General features: G+C 72.6%; 15 protein-coding genes. 13 read left to right on the forward strand and 2 right to left on the reverse strand.

The genetic code is table 11. The features are described 5' to 3' along the window. The 6 genes from EL340_RS01830 (at position 1) to EL340_RS01855 (ending at position 6,303) form a co-directional block, all read left to right on the forward strand. On the forward strand, positions 1 to 471 hold the full coding sequence (locus EL340_RS01830; RefSeq protein WP_126413167.1) for a YbjN domain-containing protein: 471 nt from the start codon (positions 1 to 3) through the stop codon (positions 469 to 471). Next, positions 471 to 1,328, forward strand: a complete 858-nt coding sequence (locus EL340_RS01835) for a type III secretion system chaperone family protein (RefSeq protein WP_126413168.1) — start codon at positions 471 to 473, stop codon at positions 1,326 to 1,328. Before EL340_RS01830 ends, EL340_RS01835 begins: the two co-directional genes overlap by 1 nt. Positions 1,329 to 1,333: 5 nt before the next feature. Beyond that, entirely contained in the window at positions 1,334 to 2,329 is a 996-nt protein-coding gene (gene miaA / locus EL340_RS01840) for a tRNA (adenosine(37)-N6)-dimethylallyltransferase MiaA (RefSeq protein WP_126413169.1), read from the forward strand. 10 nt (positions 2,330 to 2,339) lie between these two features. After that, positions 2,340 to 3,290 carry a diaminopimelate epimerase gene (dapF, locus tag EL340_RS01845; RefSeq protein WP_126413170.1) on the forward strand — a complete coding sequence of 317 codons (951 nt, stop codon included), beginning with the start codon at positions 2,340 to 2,342 and terminating at the stop codon, positions 3,288 to 3,290. Between the two features lie 74 nt (positions 3,291 to 3,364). Then, positions 3,365 to 4,756, forward strand: a complete 1,392-nt coding sequence (gene brnQ / locus EL340_RS01850; RefSeq protein WP_126413171.1) for a branched-chain amino acid transport system II carrier protein — start codon at positions 3,365 to 3,367, stop codon at positions 4,754 to 4,756. A 56-nt stretch (positions 4,757 to 4,812) separates the two neighbouring features. After that, positions 4,813 to 6,303, forward strand: a complete 1,491-nt coding sequence (locus EL340_RS01855) for an MFS transporter (protein ID WP_126413172.1) — start codon at positions 4,813 to 4,815, stop codon at positions 6,301 to 6,303. A gap of 24 nt (positions 6,304 to 6,327) precedes the next feature. Here EL340_RS01855 and EL340_RS01860 read toward each other — a convergent pair whose 3' ends face one another. Continuing rightward, complete coding sequence (locus EL340_RS01860; RefSeq protein WP_126413173.1) at positions 6,328 to 6,960, reverse strand: class I SAM-dependent methyltransferase; 633 nt, start codon at positions 6,958 to 6,960, stop codon at positions 6,328 to 6,330. A gap of 32 nt (positions 6,961 to 6,992) precedes the next feature. Between EL340_RS01860 and EL340_RS01865 the strand changes: the two genes are divergently transcribed. From EL340_RS01865 to EL340_RS01880, 4 genes are all read left to right on the forward strand, one after another. Then, positions 6,993 to 8,381: an MFS transporter gene (locus EL340_RS01865; protein ID WP_126413174.1), complete on the forward strand. Its 1,389-nt coding sequence runs from the start codon at positions 6,993 to 6,995 to the stop codon at positions 8,379 to 8,381. A 146-nt stretch (positions 8,382 to 8,527) separates the two neighbouring features. Beyond that, positions 8,528 to 10,132 carry a GTPase HflX gene (hflX, locus tag EL340_RS01870; RefSeq protein WP_126413175.1) on the forward strand — a complete coding sequence of 535 codons (1,605 nt, stop codon included), beginning with the start codon at positions 8,528 to 8,530 and terminating at the stop codon, positions 10,130 to 10,132. Positions 10,133 to 10,139: 7 nt separating this feature from the next. Beyond that, on the forward strand, positions 10,140 to 12,197 hold the full coding sequence (locus EL340_RS01875; RefSeq protein WP_126413176.1) for an ATP-dependent DNA helicase: 2,058 nt from the start codon (positions 10,140 to 10,142) through the stop codon (positions 12,195 to 12,197). Positions 12,198 to 12,318: 121 nt separating this feature from the next. Further along, positions 12,319 to 13,320, forward strand: coding sequence for an L-lactate dehydrogenase (locus EL340_RS01880; RefSeq protein WP_126413177.1), 1,002 nt, complete (start codon positions 12,319 to 12,321; stop codon positions 13,318 to 13,320). Positions 13,321 to 13,437: 117 nt separating this feature from the next. On the opposite strand, the gene lexA is transcribed toward EL340_RS01880, so the two are convergent. After that, positions 13,438 to 14,217: a transcriptional repressor LexA gene (gene lexA, locus EL340_RS01885; protein ID WP_126413178.1), complete on the reverse strand. Its 780-nt coding sequence runs from the start codon at positions 14,215 to 14,217 to the stop codon at positions 13,438 to 13,440. A 212-nt stretch (positions 14,218 to 14,429) separates the two neighbouring features. Here lexA and EL340_RS14860 point away from each other — a divergent pair, with 212 nt between their 5' ends. From EL340_RS14860 to EL340_RS01900, 3 genes are all read left to right on the forward strand, one after another. Beyond that, positions 14,430 to 15,170, forward strand: coding sequence for a LysM peptidoglycan-binding domain-containing protein (locus EL340_RS14860; protein WP_164719327.1), 741 nt, complete (start codon positions 14,430 to 14,432; stop codon positions 15,168 to 15,170). A 107-nt stretch (positions 15,171 to 15,277) separates the two neighbouring features. Beyond that, the gene (gene nrdR / locus EL340_RS01895) at positions 15,278 to 15,733 is read left to right on the forward strand and encodes a transcriptional regulator NrdR (protein WP_126413179.1); all 456 of its coding nucleotides are present in this window, start codon (positions 15,278 to 15,280) and stop codon (positions 15,731 to 15,733) included. 62 nt (positions 15,734 to 15,795) lie between these two features. After that, positions 15,796 to 16,941, forward strand: a complete 1,146-nt coding sequence (locus EL340_RS01900; RefSeq protein WP_126413180.1) for a glycosyltransferase family 4 protein — start codon at positions 15,796 to 15,798, stop codon at positions 16,939 to 16,941. Positions 16,942 to 16,976: the final 35 nt, after the last annotated feature.

The raw sequence follows: 16,976 nt of genomic DNA on the forward strand, positions 1-16,976 counted from the left end.
ATGCCCGCCTCTGACGCCAGCTCTGCTGCCGCCGCCACGGTCCCCAGGCCCGTGGACGTCGACCGTATCCACGAGTGCGTCAAGCGCCTGGGGCTGCGCTACTTCATCGACGACGAGGGCGACATCGGCATCCCGTGGCGCTACGTCACCGTCCACGCCATCTTCCAGGACACCCGAGCGGTTCAGATGCGCGGCATCTGGCACCGCATCGCCGACACCGAGCACCTGACCCAGCTGCGCGCCCTGGTCGAGGACTGGAACACCACCCGCATCGGCCCCAAGGCCTACCTCACCGTCGCCGACGGCGGCGTGGTGCGTCTTCACGGCGAGTACACCTACCCCCTCGAGGCGGGGATGACGGACCGGCAGCTCGAGGACTTCGTCTTCGGCGGATGCCGGCTCATCGTCGCCCTCATGCACGAGGCCGAGGAGCAGTTCCCCGACGAGCTGCGCGGAAGCCTGGAGCCCTGATGCCGCGACTGCAACGCCTCACCGACTTCATCGCACGGCTCCTGGGCAAGGAGTGGGACGTGCGGGCACTGGACCATCAGCGCAGCGACCGGCAAGGCAGACCGGGCAACCGTCAGACGAGCCCGACGAGCGGCCAGTCCGGCGACCAGTACGGCAGCCGACAGACTCACCGGGACGAGCCCCCGGCCACCTCATCGGACTCGCCGCTCCCCGGGGACTCCGCGGGCTCTGCGGGTTCGGCGGACTCACACGACTCCGCCGACTCCGTCGCCCCGTCGGATCGGTCAACGGGGACGGCCCGGGCGAGCGTCTCGGCGCAGATCTCCGACGTCTCGCGCACCTGGTCGAGCGGATCGCCTCGCTCGGACGAGCGCCCCTCCGGGGGAGGCGACGTCCTCGACCGCGCTCAAGGGCCGGAGCCGACCGATGAGACGACCGAGGCGCTCACCCTGGCAAGGATCGAGTCCATGCTCACCGGCCCCATGGAGTACAACGTCCAGCTGGCCGACGACCGCGAGCACCCCTGCCTCCTGGGCACCTGGGACTCCTTCCCCTTCGTCATCGAGATCCCCGAGGGCCACGACGGCTGGCTCCTGGTCTCCGGGGACTGGGAGGAGGCGGCCCCCGCCTCCCAGCGCGACGAGATCGCCGCCAGTGTCAACGACTGGAACCGGGACAAGTTCTTCCCCACCGTCGGCGTCGTCGACACCCCCATCGGACCGCTGGTGCGGGCCACCTACCTCACCGACCTGTCCGCCGGGGTCACCGACGCCCAGCTGCGCCTCCACCTCGACACGGCGCTGTCCGCCTGCACCCAGGCGCTCAGCCTCGTGGGTCCCCTCCTTCCGGAGATCTGAGCGCCGTGAGCCCCACGGCCCAGAGCACCCCCCGGTTCCCGCGAGTCGCCGTGGTGGGCCCCACCGCCACCGGCAAGTCCGACCTCGCCCTCAATCTTGCCGATCAGATGCGGGCCAGCGGCCCGGCCCGGCGAGCCGAGATCATCAACGCCGACGCCTCACTGCTCTACCGGGGCATGGACATCGGCACCGCCAAGCCCGGCCCGGCCGAGCGCGCCCGCGTCCCCCACCACCAGATCGACGTCCTCACCGTCAGGGACACAGCCAGTGTGGCCGCCTTCCAGCGCTCGGCCCGCAGCGACATCGACGCCGTCGAGTCCCGAGGGCACCTGACGATCATCGCCGGAGGCTCCGGCCTCTACGTGCGCGCCCTGACCGACGGACTCGACTTCCCCGGCACCGACCCGGACGTGCGCACTTGCCTGACCCGGCGCGCCGAGCAGGAGGGCACCGCCTCCCTCCACACCGAGCTCGCCCGGCTCGACCCCGTCGCGGCCAATCGGATCGAGGCCTCCAACACCCGCCGGATCGTGCGGGCCCTGGAGGTCATCGAGATCACCGGACGTCCCTTCTCCGCCTCCCTGCCGCGCTACGAGGACGTGGTCCCCACCGTCCACATCGCCCTGCGCTGCGAGCGCCGGCTCCTGGACACCCGCATCAACGCCCGCGCCCGCGCCATGTTCGAGCGCGGCCTGGTGGAGGAGGCCGAGGCCCTCATCGACCAGGGTCTCAGGCAGGGGCGGACCGCCCCGCGCGCCATCGGCTACGCCCAGGCGCTCGCGGTTATCGACGGGACCATGAGCGTGCCCGAGGCCATCGCCTCCACCGCCCTGGCCACCCGCCAGCTCGCCTCCCGCCAGATCAAGTGGTTCCGCCGCGACCCGCGAGTGCACTGGGTCGACGTCGCCCTCACCGAGGACGGGCACTGCACCGACGCTGAGCGCTCCCGGGTGACCAGGCAGGCATGGGAGCACGTTCTCGCATCCCACGGCGTCGCTTAGGCTAGGGGCCATGCCGCACTCGACAGGTCTTCGTGGTCGTGAGCTCATCAAGGGCCACGCGACCCTCAACGACTTCCTCATGCTGGTCGATCCCAGCTGCGAGGTCGCCGTCAGCGGCGCCGACATCGCAGCGGTCTGCGACCGCCACCGCGGCATCGGCGCCGACGGTTTCGTGCGCGTCGTGCGAACCACCGCCCTGCCCGGAGCCGGGGCCTTCGCCGCGGCCGTGCCCGAGGCTGAGTGGTTCATGGACTACTACAACGCCGACGGCTCCGTGGCCGAGATGTGCGGCAATGCCACCCGCCTGTTCGTCCACGTCCTGGACAGTGAGGGGCTGCGTCCCATCGCCGACGGCGAGTCCGTCACGATCGGCACGCGCGGCGGGGCGCGCACCATCACCCGCCTGGGGGACCTGTGGACCGTGGACATGGGGCCGGCCCGCCTCACCCGCCCCCGCCAGGCTCAGGACGAGGGCTGGGACACGACCGTCGTCGTCCCCGGACTGACGGGCGAGCGCGCCGCACTGAGCGTCGAGATGCCCAACCCCCACACCGTCGTCGCCCTGGGCGAGGAGAGCGAGCTCGAGGCGGCCCTCTTCGCCGGGCTCACCGACTCCGCCGCCCCGGTCGTCTACGACCCCCTCCCCGAGGCCGGGACCAACCTCGAGCTGGTCGTGCCGCTGGGGGAGGAGACCGACCCCGGCACCCAGGTGCCGGTCGGCATCGCCCGCATGCGCGTCCTGGAGCGCGGGGTGGGGGAGACGCTCTCCTGCGGAACGGGCTGCTGCGCCGTCGCCGTCGCCCTGCACGCATGGACCGGCCCGGGCGCCCCTGAGGACTACCGGCTGCTCGTGCCCGGCGGGGAGATCGGGGTGCACGTGGGCGCCGACCCCCTGGCCGAGGACAGCACCGTGCTGCTGACCGGACCGGCCACCATCACCGGACGGGTCACCGTCGCCTGACAGCCTCCCGGCCCGCCCCGAACAGCTCCCGGACGTCGCACCGACGCCGCATCCGAGAAGAGAAACCGACCACCATGACCCAGCTATCCAACCGCAGCGCCGTTGGCACCATCCTGCCGACCGGGCTGATGCTCTTCGCCCTGTTCTTCGGGGCCGGCAACCTCATCTTCCCGCCCCTGCTGGGAGCCGCCTCAGGGAAGTCCTTCATCCCGGTCATGGCGGGATTCCTGGCCACCGGGGTCCTCATGCCGCTCATCACCGTGGTGGCGGTCTCCACCTCCGGTGAGGGCATCCTCGGGCTGGCACGCCGGGTGGGACCCCGATTCGGCCTGGTCATGCCCCTGGCGGTCTACCTGGCGATCGGACCGCTCTACGCCATCGCCCGCGTCACCACGGTCGCCTACGAGCTGGCGACCCGACCGGTCCTCGAGCTGTGGGGAATGCACGGCTCCCGCCTGGCCCTGCTGGTGCACGTGACAGTGTTCATGGCCGTTGCCTTCGGCATCGCCCGCAGCCCGAGCCGCCTGGCCGACCGCGTCGGCCGCTGGCTGACGCCCGCGCTGCTGGCCCTGCTGTGCGGCGTCACCGTCCTGGCGGCCCCCGGTGTGGAGCGCCAGGCCATCGAGCCCTACGCGAGCGCGCCCCTGACCACCGGCCTGACCCAGGGCTACCTCACCATGGACGTCCTGGCGGCCACCGTCTTCGGCATCGTGGTCATCACCTCCCTGCGCGAGCGCGGCCTGACCTCCCCCAAGCGCCTGGTGCGCGGCACGATCCTGTCCGGGGGCATCGCCGCGGCGCTCCTGGGACTGGTCTACATCGGTCTGGCCGTCCTGGGCACCCGCACCCGCGGCGAGATCACCACCGACACCAAGGACGGCACTGAGCTGCTGCGCAACGCCGCCTCCTCGACGCTGGGGACCTCCGGCGTCGTCATCTTCGCCGCCATCGTCATCCTGGCCTGCCTGACCACTGCGGTCGGCCTGCTGGCGTCCTGGGCCGGATACGCCTACACCGCCTGGCCCGCCATCTCCTTCAACCGGCAGCTCGCAGCCTGCGCCCTGGTCTCCTTCACCCTGGCCAACCTGGGACTGAGCGCCATCCTCAAGATCGCAGGACCCCTGCTGTACCTGCTCCACCCCTTCGCCATCGCCCTGGTCACGGTGACGCTCGTCGACGCTCTGGCCCCCGGCCGGCTCAGGGCCGCCTACCAGTGGTGCGTCATCACTGCCGGGATCTTCGGATCCGTCTCCGCGATCACCGCCGCCGGCTGGGACGGGCCCAGCAGGCTGCTTGCGCGCACTGGGCTGTGGAGCGACTCCACCGGCTGGATCCTGCCGGCACTCATCGCCCTGGGGATCGGCATCGCCCTGGACGTCCGGTCCGGGGCCTGGTCCACGCCGGCACCGGAGGAGCCCAGCCAGGCGCAGCACGACGTCGAGCACGCGGCGGCCTCACAGCTCTGAGCTCCTGCGCACCCCTGAGCGTCCCTGAGCGGATCAGGGCGCGGTAGCCTCTCGGGGTGCCCCCCTCACGCCCCTCAGCCCCCACCGAGCCAGCAGCCCCGGACCACCGGCGGCTCCTGCCGACGCTGCTCATCCCCGCCTTCGTCACGCTGCTGGCCGTCTCCTCGGTCAACGTCATCCTCCCTGCCGTCTCCCAGGACCTGCGCGCCGGCACCGCCGGGCTCCAGCTCGTCGTGTCCGGCTACGCCCTCGTCTTCGGGGTCGTCCTCGTCCCGGCCGGACGCGCCGGGGACGTCATGGGGCGGGGGAGGATCTTCGTCATCGGCATGATCCTGTTCGGGATCGGGTCCCTGGCCTCGGGGCTCGCCCCCGACGTCGTCACCCTCAACCTGGCCCGGGTGGTCATGGGAGTCGGGTCCGGACTGCTCAACCCGCAGGTGGCCGGCATGATCCAGCAGTTCTACTCCGGAGAGGCCAGAGGGCGGGCCTTCGGGCTCTTCGGCGCCGTCATCGGGGTCTCGGTGGCGGTGGGGCCGGTGCTCAGCGGCGGGCTCATCGGCTGGCTCGGAGGCGACTGGGGCTGGCGAGCCTCCTTCCTCATCAACGTCCCCCTCGTGCTGCTCGGCATCTGGGCCGCGCGCCGATACCTGCCGGGCTCCGCCTGGCGCCGCCAGGACGCTGAAGGGCGCAAGGACCGTGCGGATCACGGAGACGGCGCCGAGGCGCCTCGTCGCAGCGGAGTCGACCTCGACCCGGTGGGCATGGTGCTGCTCGCCGCCGGCACGCTCCTGGTCATGATCCCCTTCATGGAGGCCTCGGCCGGTGCCTGGGTCTGGGGCCTGGAAGCGGCCGGCATCGGCGTCATCGCCGCCTGGGTGGCCTGGGAGAGACGCTACCGTGACCGGGGCGGCGCCCCCATGGTGGACCTCAGCCTCCTGGCCATCCCGTCCTTCGCCTACGGGAGCCTGGCCATCGCCGTGTACTTCCTGGGCTACACCTCGGTGTGGATCATCGTGGCCCAGTACGTCCAGGCCGGCCTGGGCTCGACCGCCCTGGCCAGCGGGCTCATCGGGGTCCCGGCCGCCCTGGCGGGATCGGTGGCGGCCGCCGTCGCCGGCCGCCGCGTCATCCGGGTGGGACGGGTCATGGTGCTCGGCGGCATGGTTCTGGGCATGGCCGGGCTGCTGGCCAGCGTCGGCGTCATCCGCATGCACGCGAGCGCGGGCTGGAGCCCCTGGTGGCTCACCCTCACGCTCCTCGTGCTCGGGGTGGGGCAGGGCCTCGTGGTCTCCCCGAACCAGACGCTTTCTCTGGCCGACGTGCCCCTGGAGTACGCGGGCGCCGCCGGCGGCATCCTCCAGACCGGTGAGCGCATCGGCACCTCCATCGGCATCGCCGCCATCACGGGCCTGACCTTCCGCGTCTCGCACTCCTCGGGGTGGGACGCCGCCGCCCAGGCGGGGCTCCTGGCCGTCGTGGGCGCCATCGCCGTGTCGGCCGTGGTCGCCGTCGTCGACCTGCGACTGGCCGCCCGACGACGTCGGTAGCCGCGAGGACCGAGAGCCGACCGCTCAGCCGTCAGCCGGCCCGTTCGGTGAGCGGCGCACCCGCAGGACCCGGAAGCCCTTCGAGGACGCCTGTCGGCTCACGTCCCAGCCCTGGCCGGTCAGCCACGCCGCCAGCGAGTCCGCCCCCAGGTTCTTGAGCACCACCAACCAGGCCTCGCCGTCGTCGGACAGCAGCGCCAGCCAGGTCAGCAGGAGGTCATGCAGGGCCTCCTTGCCGATGCGCACCGGCGGGTTGGACCAGATGAGGTCCACCGACGTCGAGGTCTCGCGCAGCCAGGCGAGCAGCTCCTCGGCCGGGCGGACGCGCACGTTGCCCAGGCCCGCGGCGTCGGCGTTGCGGGCGGTCAGGGCCAGTGAGCGCTCGTTGACATCGGCCGCCAGGACCGTGGCCCCGGGGGCGGCGCCGGCCAGGGCCAGCGCGATCGGCCCCCAGCCGCAGCCCAGGTCCAGGAAGGTACCCGTCTGCGGAGGATCGGGGACGTGGTCGAGAAGGACCTGGGTGCCCTTGTCGAGACGGTCAGCGCTGAAGACGCCGGAGGCCGTGACCACCGTGTGCTCCACGCCGCGGATCGTGAAGCGGTGGGTGCGCTCCTCGGCCTCGACGGCGGGGGAGGCGGTGAAGTAGTGCTCGCTCACGCGGGCCAGGCTACCCGCGTACCCTGACGGGCATGACCGCCCCCGCCCGCTCCTCGACCAGTCCCTCCGTCGGAGCGCTCCTCGGCTCGCGGGCGGGGCGCCTGGCGCTGGCGGTGCTCGTCGTCGAGCTGCTGGCGGGCATGCAGGTCTACCTCAACCAGACGGTCCTGCCGCTGCTGGCCACCGAGATGGGCGAGCGCGGCTCCTACGGACTGGTGACGGCCGCCGCCCAGGTCCCCGCCTTCCTCACGATGCCGCTGGGCGGGGCCATGCTCACCCGGTGGCGCCCCGCCCGGCTCATGACGGCGCTCACCGCCCTGCTGGTGGTCGGCGCCGTCGTGGGAGCCCTCGCCCCGAACATCGAGGCCTACGTCCTCGGGGAGATCCTGCGGGGCCTGGCCGCCGGAGCCCTGGCGACGGCCACCATGGGGGTCATGGTGGCCGGTCTGCCCGACGCCTGGAGGCGGCTGTGCCTGGCGGCCGGCTCGGGCATGTGGGTCCTGGCGGCCCTGGTCGGCCCCGTCTACGCCTCCGGCATCAGCGCCTCCTGGGGCTGGCGCTGGGCCCTCGTGGTCTACCTGCCCCTGCTCATCGCGGCCCGGGCCGTCATGGCCGGTCAGGTCCGCGACCTCAGTCTGGACGAGGACGAGGGCGCGGGCGGCGATGAGCCGGTCCCGTGGCTGCCCGCCGTGGCCATGGCCACGGGCGTGGCACTCATCGGGGCGCTGCGCGCCTCGGGACCCTGGTTCTGGCCCGGCGTCTCCGGTGGGACCGCGCTGGTGCTCTGGTCCTGCTCGCGGGTCCTGCCGAAGGGGACCCTGCGCCTGGCGGCCGGCAGGCGCGCGGGCATCGCCACCCTGCTGTGGGTGTGCGCCTTCTTCCTGACCCTGGACTACCTGGTGGCCCCCAGCGCCCACGACGTCCTGGGCATGAGCCCGACCCAGACCGGCTGGGCACTGACCGCCGGCGGCATCGGCTGGTCGGCCACCGCCATCGCCTGCGGCGCCCACCCGGCGCGCGAGCCGCAGAACTACCGGCGCCGCACCGCGCTGGCCGCGGTCTTCTTCGGGCTCGGCGCCGCCGTCATGGTGGCCACGGTCCTGGACCGACCGGAGTGGTGGGGCTGGTGGGGACTTCCTGTGGGATACGGCGTGGCGAGCATCGGCATGGGCCTGACCCACCTGGACACCATGAACCGCATCGTCACCGATCCCACCGAGCCCGACGGCATCACCCACGCCCAGGCGGCCACCGCCGTGACGATCGCCGGGGCGGCCGGCGGCGCCGTCCTGGGGACGGCCGCCACGGCCTTCGTCGCCCCCACCACGGCCGGCGTCGAGACCGCCCGGCTGTGGCCGTCCCTGGTCCTACTCGCCGGGGGCCTCCTGCTCACCCCGCTGCTGGCCCGACGCGCCGCCTGAGTGCGCGGGTGGCCTCACCGGCCCGGGGGCAGTAGCATCACCCCCATGTGGATCCTTCGTATGCGCTGACACGGCGGTCGACGCCGCTCCCGCCAGAACCATCGCGCCCCATCGAAGGGGCGCAGGCATACGACGAAGGACTTTTTGTGACCCAGAACCACTCCCGTACCCCCTCCACCCCCGAGGACGCTCGCGACGGCCGTGACAGCCGCGATGTTCAGGACGTCGTCGCCAGGGTCCTGTCCCGGACCGGGACCGCCCTGGCCTCCACCGCCGCCCAGCACGAGCGGGAGGCCGACCGCCGAGAGGCCAACGACTCCGACGACGGTGCCCTTGAGCGCGAGGCCCGCGCCGCCCGCCGCCGCGTGGCCGGCCTGTCCACCGAGCTGGAGGACGTCAGCGAGGTCGAGTACCGCCAGGTCCGCCTGGAGAAGGTCGTCCTGGTCGGCCTGGATCTGCCCCGTCCCCATGGCCCCGCCACCGGTGCCCCGGGCGGCAGCGCCCCGCAGACGCGGGACCTCCAGGACGCTGACACCTCCCTGCGCGAGCTGGCCGCCCTGGCCCAGACCGCCGGCAGCGAGGTCCTCGACGCCCTCGTCCAGAGACGCGACCACCCCGACCCGGCCACCTACCTGGGCAGCGGCAAGGCACGCGAGCTGGCCGATGTGGTGGCCGCGGCCGGGGCCGACACGGTCATCGTCGACGGCGAGCTCGCCCCCTCCCAGCGGCGGGCCCTGGAGGACGTCGTCGGCGTCAAGGTCGTCGACCGCACCGCCCTCATCCTGGACATCTTCGCTCAGCACGCCAAGTCCCGCGAGGGCAAGGCCCAGGTCGAGCTCGCCCAGCTCGAGTACCTCCTGCCGCGCCTGCGCGGATGGGGCGAGTCCATGTCCCGTCAGGCCGGGGGCCGCGTGGCCGCGGGCCAGGGCATCGGCTCACGCGGCCCCGGAGAGACCAAGATCGAGCTCGACCGGCGTCGCATCCGTCAGCGCATGGCCCGCCTGCGCCGCGAGATCCAGGCCATGGCCCCCTCACGAGAGACCAAGCGGGGCTCGCGCCGGCGCGGTGCCATCCCCTCGGTGGCGATCGCCGGCTACACCAACGCCGGCAAGTCCTCCCTCATGAACCGGCTCACCGAGGCCGGCATCATGGTCGAGGACGCCCTGTTCGCCACCCTCGACCCCACCGTGCGGCGCGCCGAGACCTCCGAGGGGCGCACCTACACCCTCACCGACACCGTCGGCTTCGTACGCAACCTGCCCCACGAGCTCATCGAGGCCTTCCGCTCCACCCTGGAGGAGGTGGCCGGGGCCGACCTCGTGCTCCACGTCGTCGACGCCGCCCACCCCGACCCCCTGGGCCAGGTGGCGGCCGTGCGCACCGTCCTGTCCGAGATCCCCGGCGCCCTGGACGTCCCCGAGCTCATCGTCCTCAACAAGGTCGACCTCGCCGACGCCGTCACCCTGGCGGCGCTGCGCACCGGCCTGCCCGGAGCAGTGGCGGTCTCAGCCCGCACGGGGGAGGGGATCGAGGAGCTGCGCACCCGCATCGAGCAGATGCTGCCCCACCCTCAGGTGAGCATCGACGCCGTCGTGCCCTACTCGCGCGGCGACCTCGTCTCCCGGGTCCACGCCGAGGGCGAGATCGACACGGTCGACTACGTCGAGACCGGGACCCGCGTCGTGGCGCGCGTCGGCGCAGCCCTGGCCGCCGAGATCGAGGGCGTCGCCACAGGCGCCACCGTCGGCTAGAGCCGTCGTGACCCCGACCGAGCCGGACCAGCCGGGCCGGCCTGATGCCGACGGCTCCAGTGACCGCAGGGTCCTGGACGCCCTGGACACCGCCGTCTCAGCCATAGGCGGTAGCCCCCGTCGGGGCCAGACCACCATGGCCGGCGAGGTCGCCCGGTCCGTGTCCGACGGCACCCACCTCCTGGTGCAGGCCGGCACCGGAACCGGAAAGTCCCTCGGCTACCTGGTGCCCGCCATGGTCCACGCCGTGGAGACCGGCAACCGCGTCGTGGTCTCCACCGCCACCCTGGCCCTCCAGCGGCAGGTCCTCACCAAGGACGCGCCCCTGGCGGCCGACGCCGTCGAGCAGGTCACCGGAACCCGCCCCGAGGTGGCGCTGCTCAAGGGCTGGCAGAACTACCTGTGCCGCCACCGCCTGGAAGGTGGCTACCCGCAGGACGAGGACGAGTCCGCGCTCTTCGGCGTCGGCGACGCCATCGCCCAACCGGCCGCGGGCCACGGAGGCGACGCGAGCCTGGGGGAGCAGGTGGTGCGCCTGCGCCAGTGGGCGACCAGGACGGACACCGGTGACCGCGATGACCTCGTCCCCGGCGTCTCCCAGCGGGCCTGGGCGCAGGTCTCCGTCTCCCGGGCCGAGTGCCTGGGCCAGTCCTGCCCCCTGAAGGCTGAGTGCTTCCCCGAGCTGGCCCGCGCCGCCGCCTCCCGCGCCGACCTCGTGGTCACCAACCACACCATGCTCGGCGTCGTCGTGGCCGGCAACCCCGGGGTCCTGCCCGACCACCAGGTCCTTATCGTCGACGAGGCCCACGAGCTGGCCGACCGGGTCCGCTCTCAGGGCACCATCGCCCTGTCAGCGGCCGCCGTGGCCCGCACCGCCGCCACCGCCCGCAAGCATGCCTCCGTCGTCGTCAGCGAGCTGGAGTCCGCCGGACAGACCCTCCAGCTCGCCCTGGCCGAGCTGCCTGACGGCCGGCTGGAGGCGCCGATACCCGCCGCCCTGCACGACGCGCTCGTGATCCTGGCCGGCGCCGCCCGACAGGTCGCCTCCGACGTGCGCGACCAGGCCCGCTCCCTAGGCCGCGAGCGCTCCGGCGAGGCCGCCGGGGCACTGGCGATCGCCCGCACCGCCGTCGGTGACCTGGTCGACGCCCTGGACCGCATGACCTCGGAGTCGGTGGCCCAGGGGCGCGACGTCGCCTGGATCGAGCGGCCCCGCATGGGCGCTGAGCCCCCACGGCTCCTCCTGGCGCCCATCGAGGTGGCCGGCTCAGTGGCCGGCCACCTGCTGAACGGGCGCACCAGCGTCATGACCTCGGCGACCCTCGCCCTGGGGGAGAGCTTCGACCCCATGGCCCGGGCCCTGGGACTGACCCTGGCCGAGCAGCCCTGGAAGGGCATCGACGTCGGCTCCCCCTTCGACTACCCCCGTCAGGGAATCCTCTACGTCGCCGCCCACCTGCCGCGCCCCGGCGCCGGCATCTCCGAGGCCGCCCTGGACGAGATGCTCGCCCTGGTCGAGGCCTCCGGCGGCGGCATGCTGGGACTCTTCTCCTCCCGGCGCGCCGCGCAGGAGGCCGCCGAGGTGCTGCGCGGCGCCACCGACCTGCCCGTCTACGCCCAGGGGGACGACCAGCTGCCCACCCTCGTGCAGGCCTTCGCCGACGACGAGGCCGCCTGCCTGGTGGGCACCCTCTCGCTGTGGCAGGGCGTGGACGTGCCCGGGCCCACCTGCCGCCTCGTCGTCATCGACCGCATCCCCTTCCCCCGCCCCGACGACCCGGTCGCCCAGGCCCGTACCGACGCCGTCGTGGCCGCCGGGGGCAACGGGTTCATGAGCGTGTCGGCCACCCACGCCGCGCTGCTGCTGGCCCAGGGGGCGGGCCGCCTCATCCGCCGCAGCCAGGACCGCGGCGTGGTGGCCGTGCTGGACTCGCGTCTGCGCACCGCCCGCTACGGGGGATTCCTCACTCGCTCCATGCCCGCCCTGTGGCCGACGACGAAGCCCGATGTGGTCCGCGCCGCCCTCGGGCGCCTGTCCGGCCGCGGTGAGGTTCCAAAGGCGTAGCGAACCTGCCGGGTGGGCCCTTAGGTATGTGCCCCTCAGTAGGATCTGCACGTAGGCTTGGCGCGAGCGGGTGCTCTCGCCCCTGCGGTCCTGCCCAGCAGATCCCATTGAGGAGAAGAACGTGTCAGACCACATCACCACTACCGCTGAAGGCTCCTACCCCACCAACCGTTCCGGCCGTCCCTCCAAGGTCGCCGTCATCGGCGCCGGGGCCGTCGGCTCCACCCTCGCCTACGCCTGCGTGACCAAGGGCGTTGCCCGCGAGGTCGTGCTGCAGGACATCGTCAAGGAGAAGGTCGAGGCCGAGGCCCTCGACATCGCCCAGGGAATCCAGTTCACCTCCGCCGGCTCCGTCTCGGGCTCCGACGACCCCGAGATCTGTCGCGACGCGGACGTCATCGCCATCACCGCCGGCGCCAAGCAGAAGCCCGGCCAGTCCCGCCTCGAGCTCGCCGGCGCCACCGTCGGCATCATGGAGAAGATCCTCCCCAAGCTCGTCGAGGTCGCCCCCAACGCCATCTTCGTCCTCGTGGCCAACCCGGTGGACGTGGTGACCTACTGCGCCAAGAAGATCACCGGCCTTCCCGAGAACCAGGTCTTCGGCTCAGGCACCGTGCTGGACACGGCCCGCATGCGCTACCTCATCTCCCTGGAGACCGGAACGGCCGTCCAGAACATCCACGGCTACATCGCCGGTGAGCACGGCGACTCCGAGGTGCCCCTGTGGGCCTCCACCGAGATCGGCGGCGTGCCGATCACCCAGTGGGGCACCACCCTCGACGGCGGCGTGTTCGACGAGGCCAAGCGTGAGCGCATCGCCCACGACGTCGTCCGCTCCGCGTACCGCATCATCGAGGGCAAGGGTGCGACCAACTACGCGGTCGGCCTGGCCGTCCAGCGCATCATCGGGGCCGTCCTCAACGACGAGCAGCGGGTGCTCACCATCTCCCCGCTGCTGGACAACTGGCACGGCATCTCCGACGTGTGCATGGCCGTCCCCACGATCGTGGGCCGCGAGGGCGCCGGGCGCCGCCTCGAGCTGCCCCTGACCGCCGACGAGAAGGAGCGCCTGACCGCCTCCGCCGACCACCTGCGTGAGGTCGCCCGCGGTCTGGGCTACTGAGCCGCCGATCTGAGACGCTGAGGGCCTGCCCCGTTCACCGGGGCGGGCCCTCAGCCGTGCAGGGCTTGTGCAGGGTTGTGGTGTGGGCTCGGTCCTGACCCGGCCGACGAGTGAGCCCTACAGCGACCTGAGTACCGTGACCACCTTGCCCATGATCGTGGCACGGTCGCCGTCGATCGGGGCGTAGCTGGGGTTGCGGGGGAGCAGCCACTGGTGACCGTCACGGCGTGAGAGCACCTTGACCGTCGCCGAGGCGCCGTCGACGTCCTCGACCATGGCCGCCACGATCTCGCCGTTGGCCGCATCGGGCTGTGAGCGCACCACCACCCAGTCGCCGTCGCAGATGGCCGCCTCGATCATCGAGTCCCCGTGCACCTCCAGCATGAAGAGCTCGCCCTCGCCGGTGAGGCGGCGAGGCAGCGCCATGACGTCAGTCACATCCTGCTCCGCCAGGATCGGGGTCCCGGCGGCGATTCGTCCCACCAGCGGCACGGCGACCGCCTCCCCGTCCTCGATGCCCGGGACCCGGACGGCCTCGAGCGGGACCGTCTGCGCGGTGACCGTGGAGGCGTCTTCACGGTCACCGGTGCCGCTGGCGGAGACGACCTCCATGGCCCGAGGACGATTGGGGTCCCGGCGCACCAGGCCCAGGCGCTCGAGCTTGTCCAGCTGGTGCTTGACGGAGGACGGGCTCGTCAGCCCCACCTGCTCGCCGATCTCCCGCAGGGAGGGCGGATAGCCGTGGGCGGCGATCGCCTCGCGGACCGCCTCGTAGACCGCGCGGGCGCGCCTGTCGAGGCCGTTGACGACCTCGGCGACTGCGCCTGCCCCGGAGGCGTGCGCACCGGCGCGCGGGGCCGACGCCGGTGCGGCGCCCTGGTCTGCTGTGGTGCTCATGTCCTGGCCCTCCCTGCCGGACGGCCCTCACACCCGGAGGCGTTAAGAGCGCGGAATAGATGTCGGTGCTCCGTGATCGTCTTGGATATGTCAAGCCTAGCGTTGAGACGACCACGATTCAAACACATGTTCGAAGAAGTGCTGGACGTGTTGCGCTTCAGGCGCTAGTGTATCGAACAAACGTTCGTCGAACATGTGTTCAGGAGGTAGCTATGAGCGCCATCGCCATCCCGCCCCGCTCGGCATCTCGGGCCCAGGCTCGCGGGCGCACCGGTGGGCAGGCCGCTGGACGGCTCGGTGGGTCGGCTGGTGCGCAGCCCTCCTCCCGGCCCCGGCTGCGGCTGGTCACCGATGACTTCGTCCCCGAGGTCCCGGCCCGTCGTGACGCCGATGACGCCGCGCGCCGCCCCGCGGCAGCGCCTGTTTCCGGGTCGACGGAGCCGTCGATGCGTCGACCCTCCAGGCCTGCGTCCCTGCGCGGCCGCCGGTCAGAGCTGGAGAGGCTGGCTCCCCAGCACCCGGCGGTACGCGCCGCCAGGCTGCGGGACGATGCTCGGTGGGACGATGCTCGGCGAGAGGGCGCCCCGCAGGGTGATCGGCAGGGTGCAGCCGGTTCACCGTGGCGGGAGGAGGGGCGGCAGCGGTCCGGGTCGGGCCTGCGCCTCCTTCGCGGTGGATCCCTTGCCGTCATCGCGGCGGTCGTGCTCGCCTGCTGCGGACTCACGGTCGGGGGCCTGGCAGGACTGGCCTCGCCGACCTCTGCTGCTGCGGATGCTCAGGCGCCGGCCAGGACGACTACGACGGTGGTTCGTCCCGGTCAGTCCCTGTGGGAGATCGCCGCGGCGAGCGGGACCTCGGACGTCTCGGGGATGGTGGCCCGGATCGTCGAGCTCAACGATCTGGAGGGCGCAACTGTCCGTGCCGGGCAGACCCTTGAGGTGCCCGCGGCCTGAGAGCCCGGCTGCGGGCCGCAGTGTGAAGCAGGCTTGCGGGGCGGCCCACCGGGCGTTTACTCTCCGATGGACTGACAGGTAGTCCAGTGAGATCGGAGGTCGCAGGCGTGCACTGCCCCTTCTGCCGTCATGACGGCTCTCGAGTCGTCGACTCCCGGACCGCGGAGGACGGCACCTCGATCCGTCGTCGTCGCGAGTGCCAGCAGTGCGGACGTCGTTTCACCACGCTGGAGACCGCCAGCCTGTCGGTCCGCAAGCGTTCCGGCGTCGTCGAGCCCTTCAGCCGTGACAAGGTGATGGTCGGGGTCAGGCGCGCCTGCCAGGGGCGCCCCGTCTCCGACGACCAGCTCGCACTCCTGGCGCACAAGGTCGAGGAGGCCATCCGCGCGGGAGGTCAGGCCCTCGTCGACTCCCACGACGTCGGTCTGGCGATCCTCGGCCCCCTGCGTGAGCTGGACCAGATCGCCTACCTGCGCTTCGCCTCGGTCTACTCCTCCTTCGACTCCCTGGAGGACTTCGAGAACGCCATCGCCGAGCTGCGTCGCGCGGAGGCCGCCTCCTAGCGACACCCGCCTGCTCGCCGTTGCGGGCCCTGCGGCGCAAGGGGCATGGCAGACTTGAGGTCATGCGCGTCCTCATCGTCTCCGACTGCTACGCGCCGCGACTGGGCGGCATCGAGACCCAGGTGCGGGACCTCGCCCGCAACCTGAGGGCGGCCGGTCACCAGCCCGCCGTCGTCACCGCGACTCCCGTCGGTGACGATCGAGGTCGCAGCGTTGAGAGGGATGACGGCTTCCCCGTCTACCGCACCACCGCTCACCTGCCCAGTGAGCTGCCCGTCCACCCGCGGGCCGGGCGCGAGCTGGATGCCCTCATGTCCCGTCTGCGCCCCGACGTCGTTCACGCCCACGTCGGCATTGTCTCTCCCTTCGCCTGGTCCGGCATCGCGGCGGCCCGTCGGGCCGGGCTCCCGCTGGCCGTCTCCTTCCACTGCGTGCTGGGGCCGTGGGCGCCGGTGGCCGGGATGCTGGGGCCGCTCAGCCCCGTACGGCTGTGGCAGCGGGGCGGCGCCGACCTGACGGCCGTGTCCTCCATGCTCGCCGCCGAGGTCCGGCGCGCCGGCGCCCACGACCCGGTGACCGTGCTGCCCAACGGCATCACCATCGACGACTGGCGCCTGGAGCGCCCCGGTCCTCAGGAGCGCAGACCCCACCGGCCGGTCACGGTCGTCGCCTCACTGCGATGGATCGAGCGCAAGCGCCCCCTGCAGGTCGTGCGCGCCTTCGCCCAGGCGGTCAGGAGCACCCCGGGGTGCGACGCCGTCCTCAAGGTCTACGGTGACGGCCCGCTGCGCGACCGGCTCACCCAGGAGGTCGCCGACTCCGGCCTGGCTGACCGCATCACCCTCGTGGGGCGCGTTGAGCGCAGCGAGCTCGCCCGGGCCTTCACACGGGCTGACATCTACCTGCAGACCTCGCCGGCAGACTCCTTCGGCATCTCCACACTCGAGGCCCGTAGCGCCGGACTGGCGGTCGTGGCCCTGCGCTCCAGCGGAGTCAGCGACTTCGTCACCGACGGCGTCGACGGGCTCCTCGCCGACGACGACGCCGGGCTGGCCCACGAGCTCGCGGCCCTCCTGGGCGACGACGAGCTGCTCGAGCGCATCAAGGCGCACAACTACGAGGTCGAACCCCTGCCCGAGTGGGGCTCCGTGGTGCAGATGAACGTCGAGGCCTACCTGCGCGCCATCGACCTGAGAGGCGCGCGCTAGCCGCACCCGTGCGCGAGCGGTTCCGGGCTGAGGCC

Source organism: Actinomyces viscosus, assembly GCF_900637975.1.
Classification (GTDB): Bacteria; Actinomycetota; Actinomycetes; order Actinomycetales; family Actinomycetaceae; genus Actinomyces; species Actinomyces viscosus.

Bases quoted from the DNA above. Each gene is read 5' to 3' on its own strand.
- EL340_RS01830 (WP_126413167.1), top strand. From the start codon at position 1: ATGCCCGCCTCTGACGCCAGCTCTGCTGCCGCCGCCACGGTCCCCAGG.
- brnQ (WP_126413171.1), top strand. From the start codon at position 3,365: ATGACCCAGCTATCCAACCGCAGCGCCGTTGGCACCATCCTGCCGACC.
- lexA (WP_126413178.1), bottom strand. From the start codon at position 14,217: ATGAGCACCACAGCAGACCAGGGCGCCGCACCGGCGTCGGCCCCGCGC.
- EL340_RS01900 (WP_126413180.1), top strand. From the start codon at position 15,796: ATGCGCGTCCTCATCGTCTCCGACTGCTACGCGCCGCGACTGGGCGGC.
- EL340_RS01865 (WP_126413174.1), top strand. From the start codon at position 6,993: ATGACCGCCCCCGCCCGCTCCTCGACCAGTCCCTCCGTCGGAGCGCTC.
- EL340_RS14860 (WP_164719327.1), top strand. From the start codon at position 14,430: ATGAGCGCCATCGCCATCCCGCCCCGCTCGGCATCTCGGGCCCAGGCT.
- dapF (WP_126413170.1), top strand. From the start codon at position 2,340: ATGCCGCACTCGACAGGTCTTCGTGGTCGTGAGCTCATCAAGGGCCAC.
- EL340_RS01835 (WP_126413168.1), top strand. From the start codon at position 471: ATGCCGCGACTGCAACGCCTCACCGACTTCATCGCACGGCTCCTGGGC.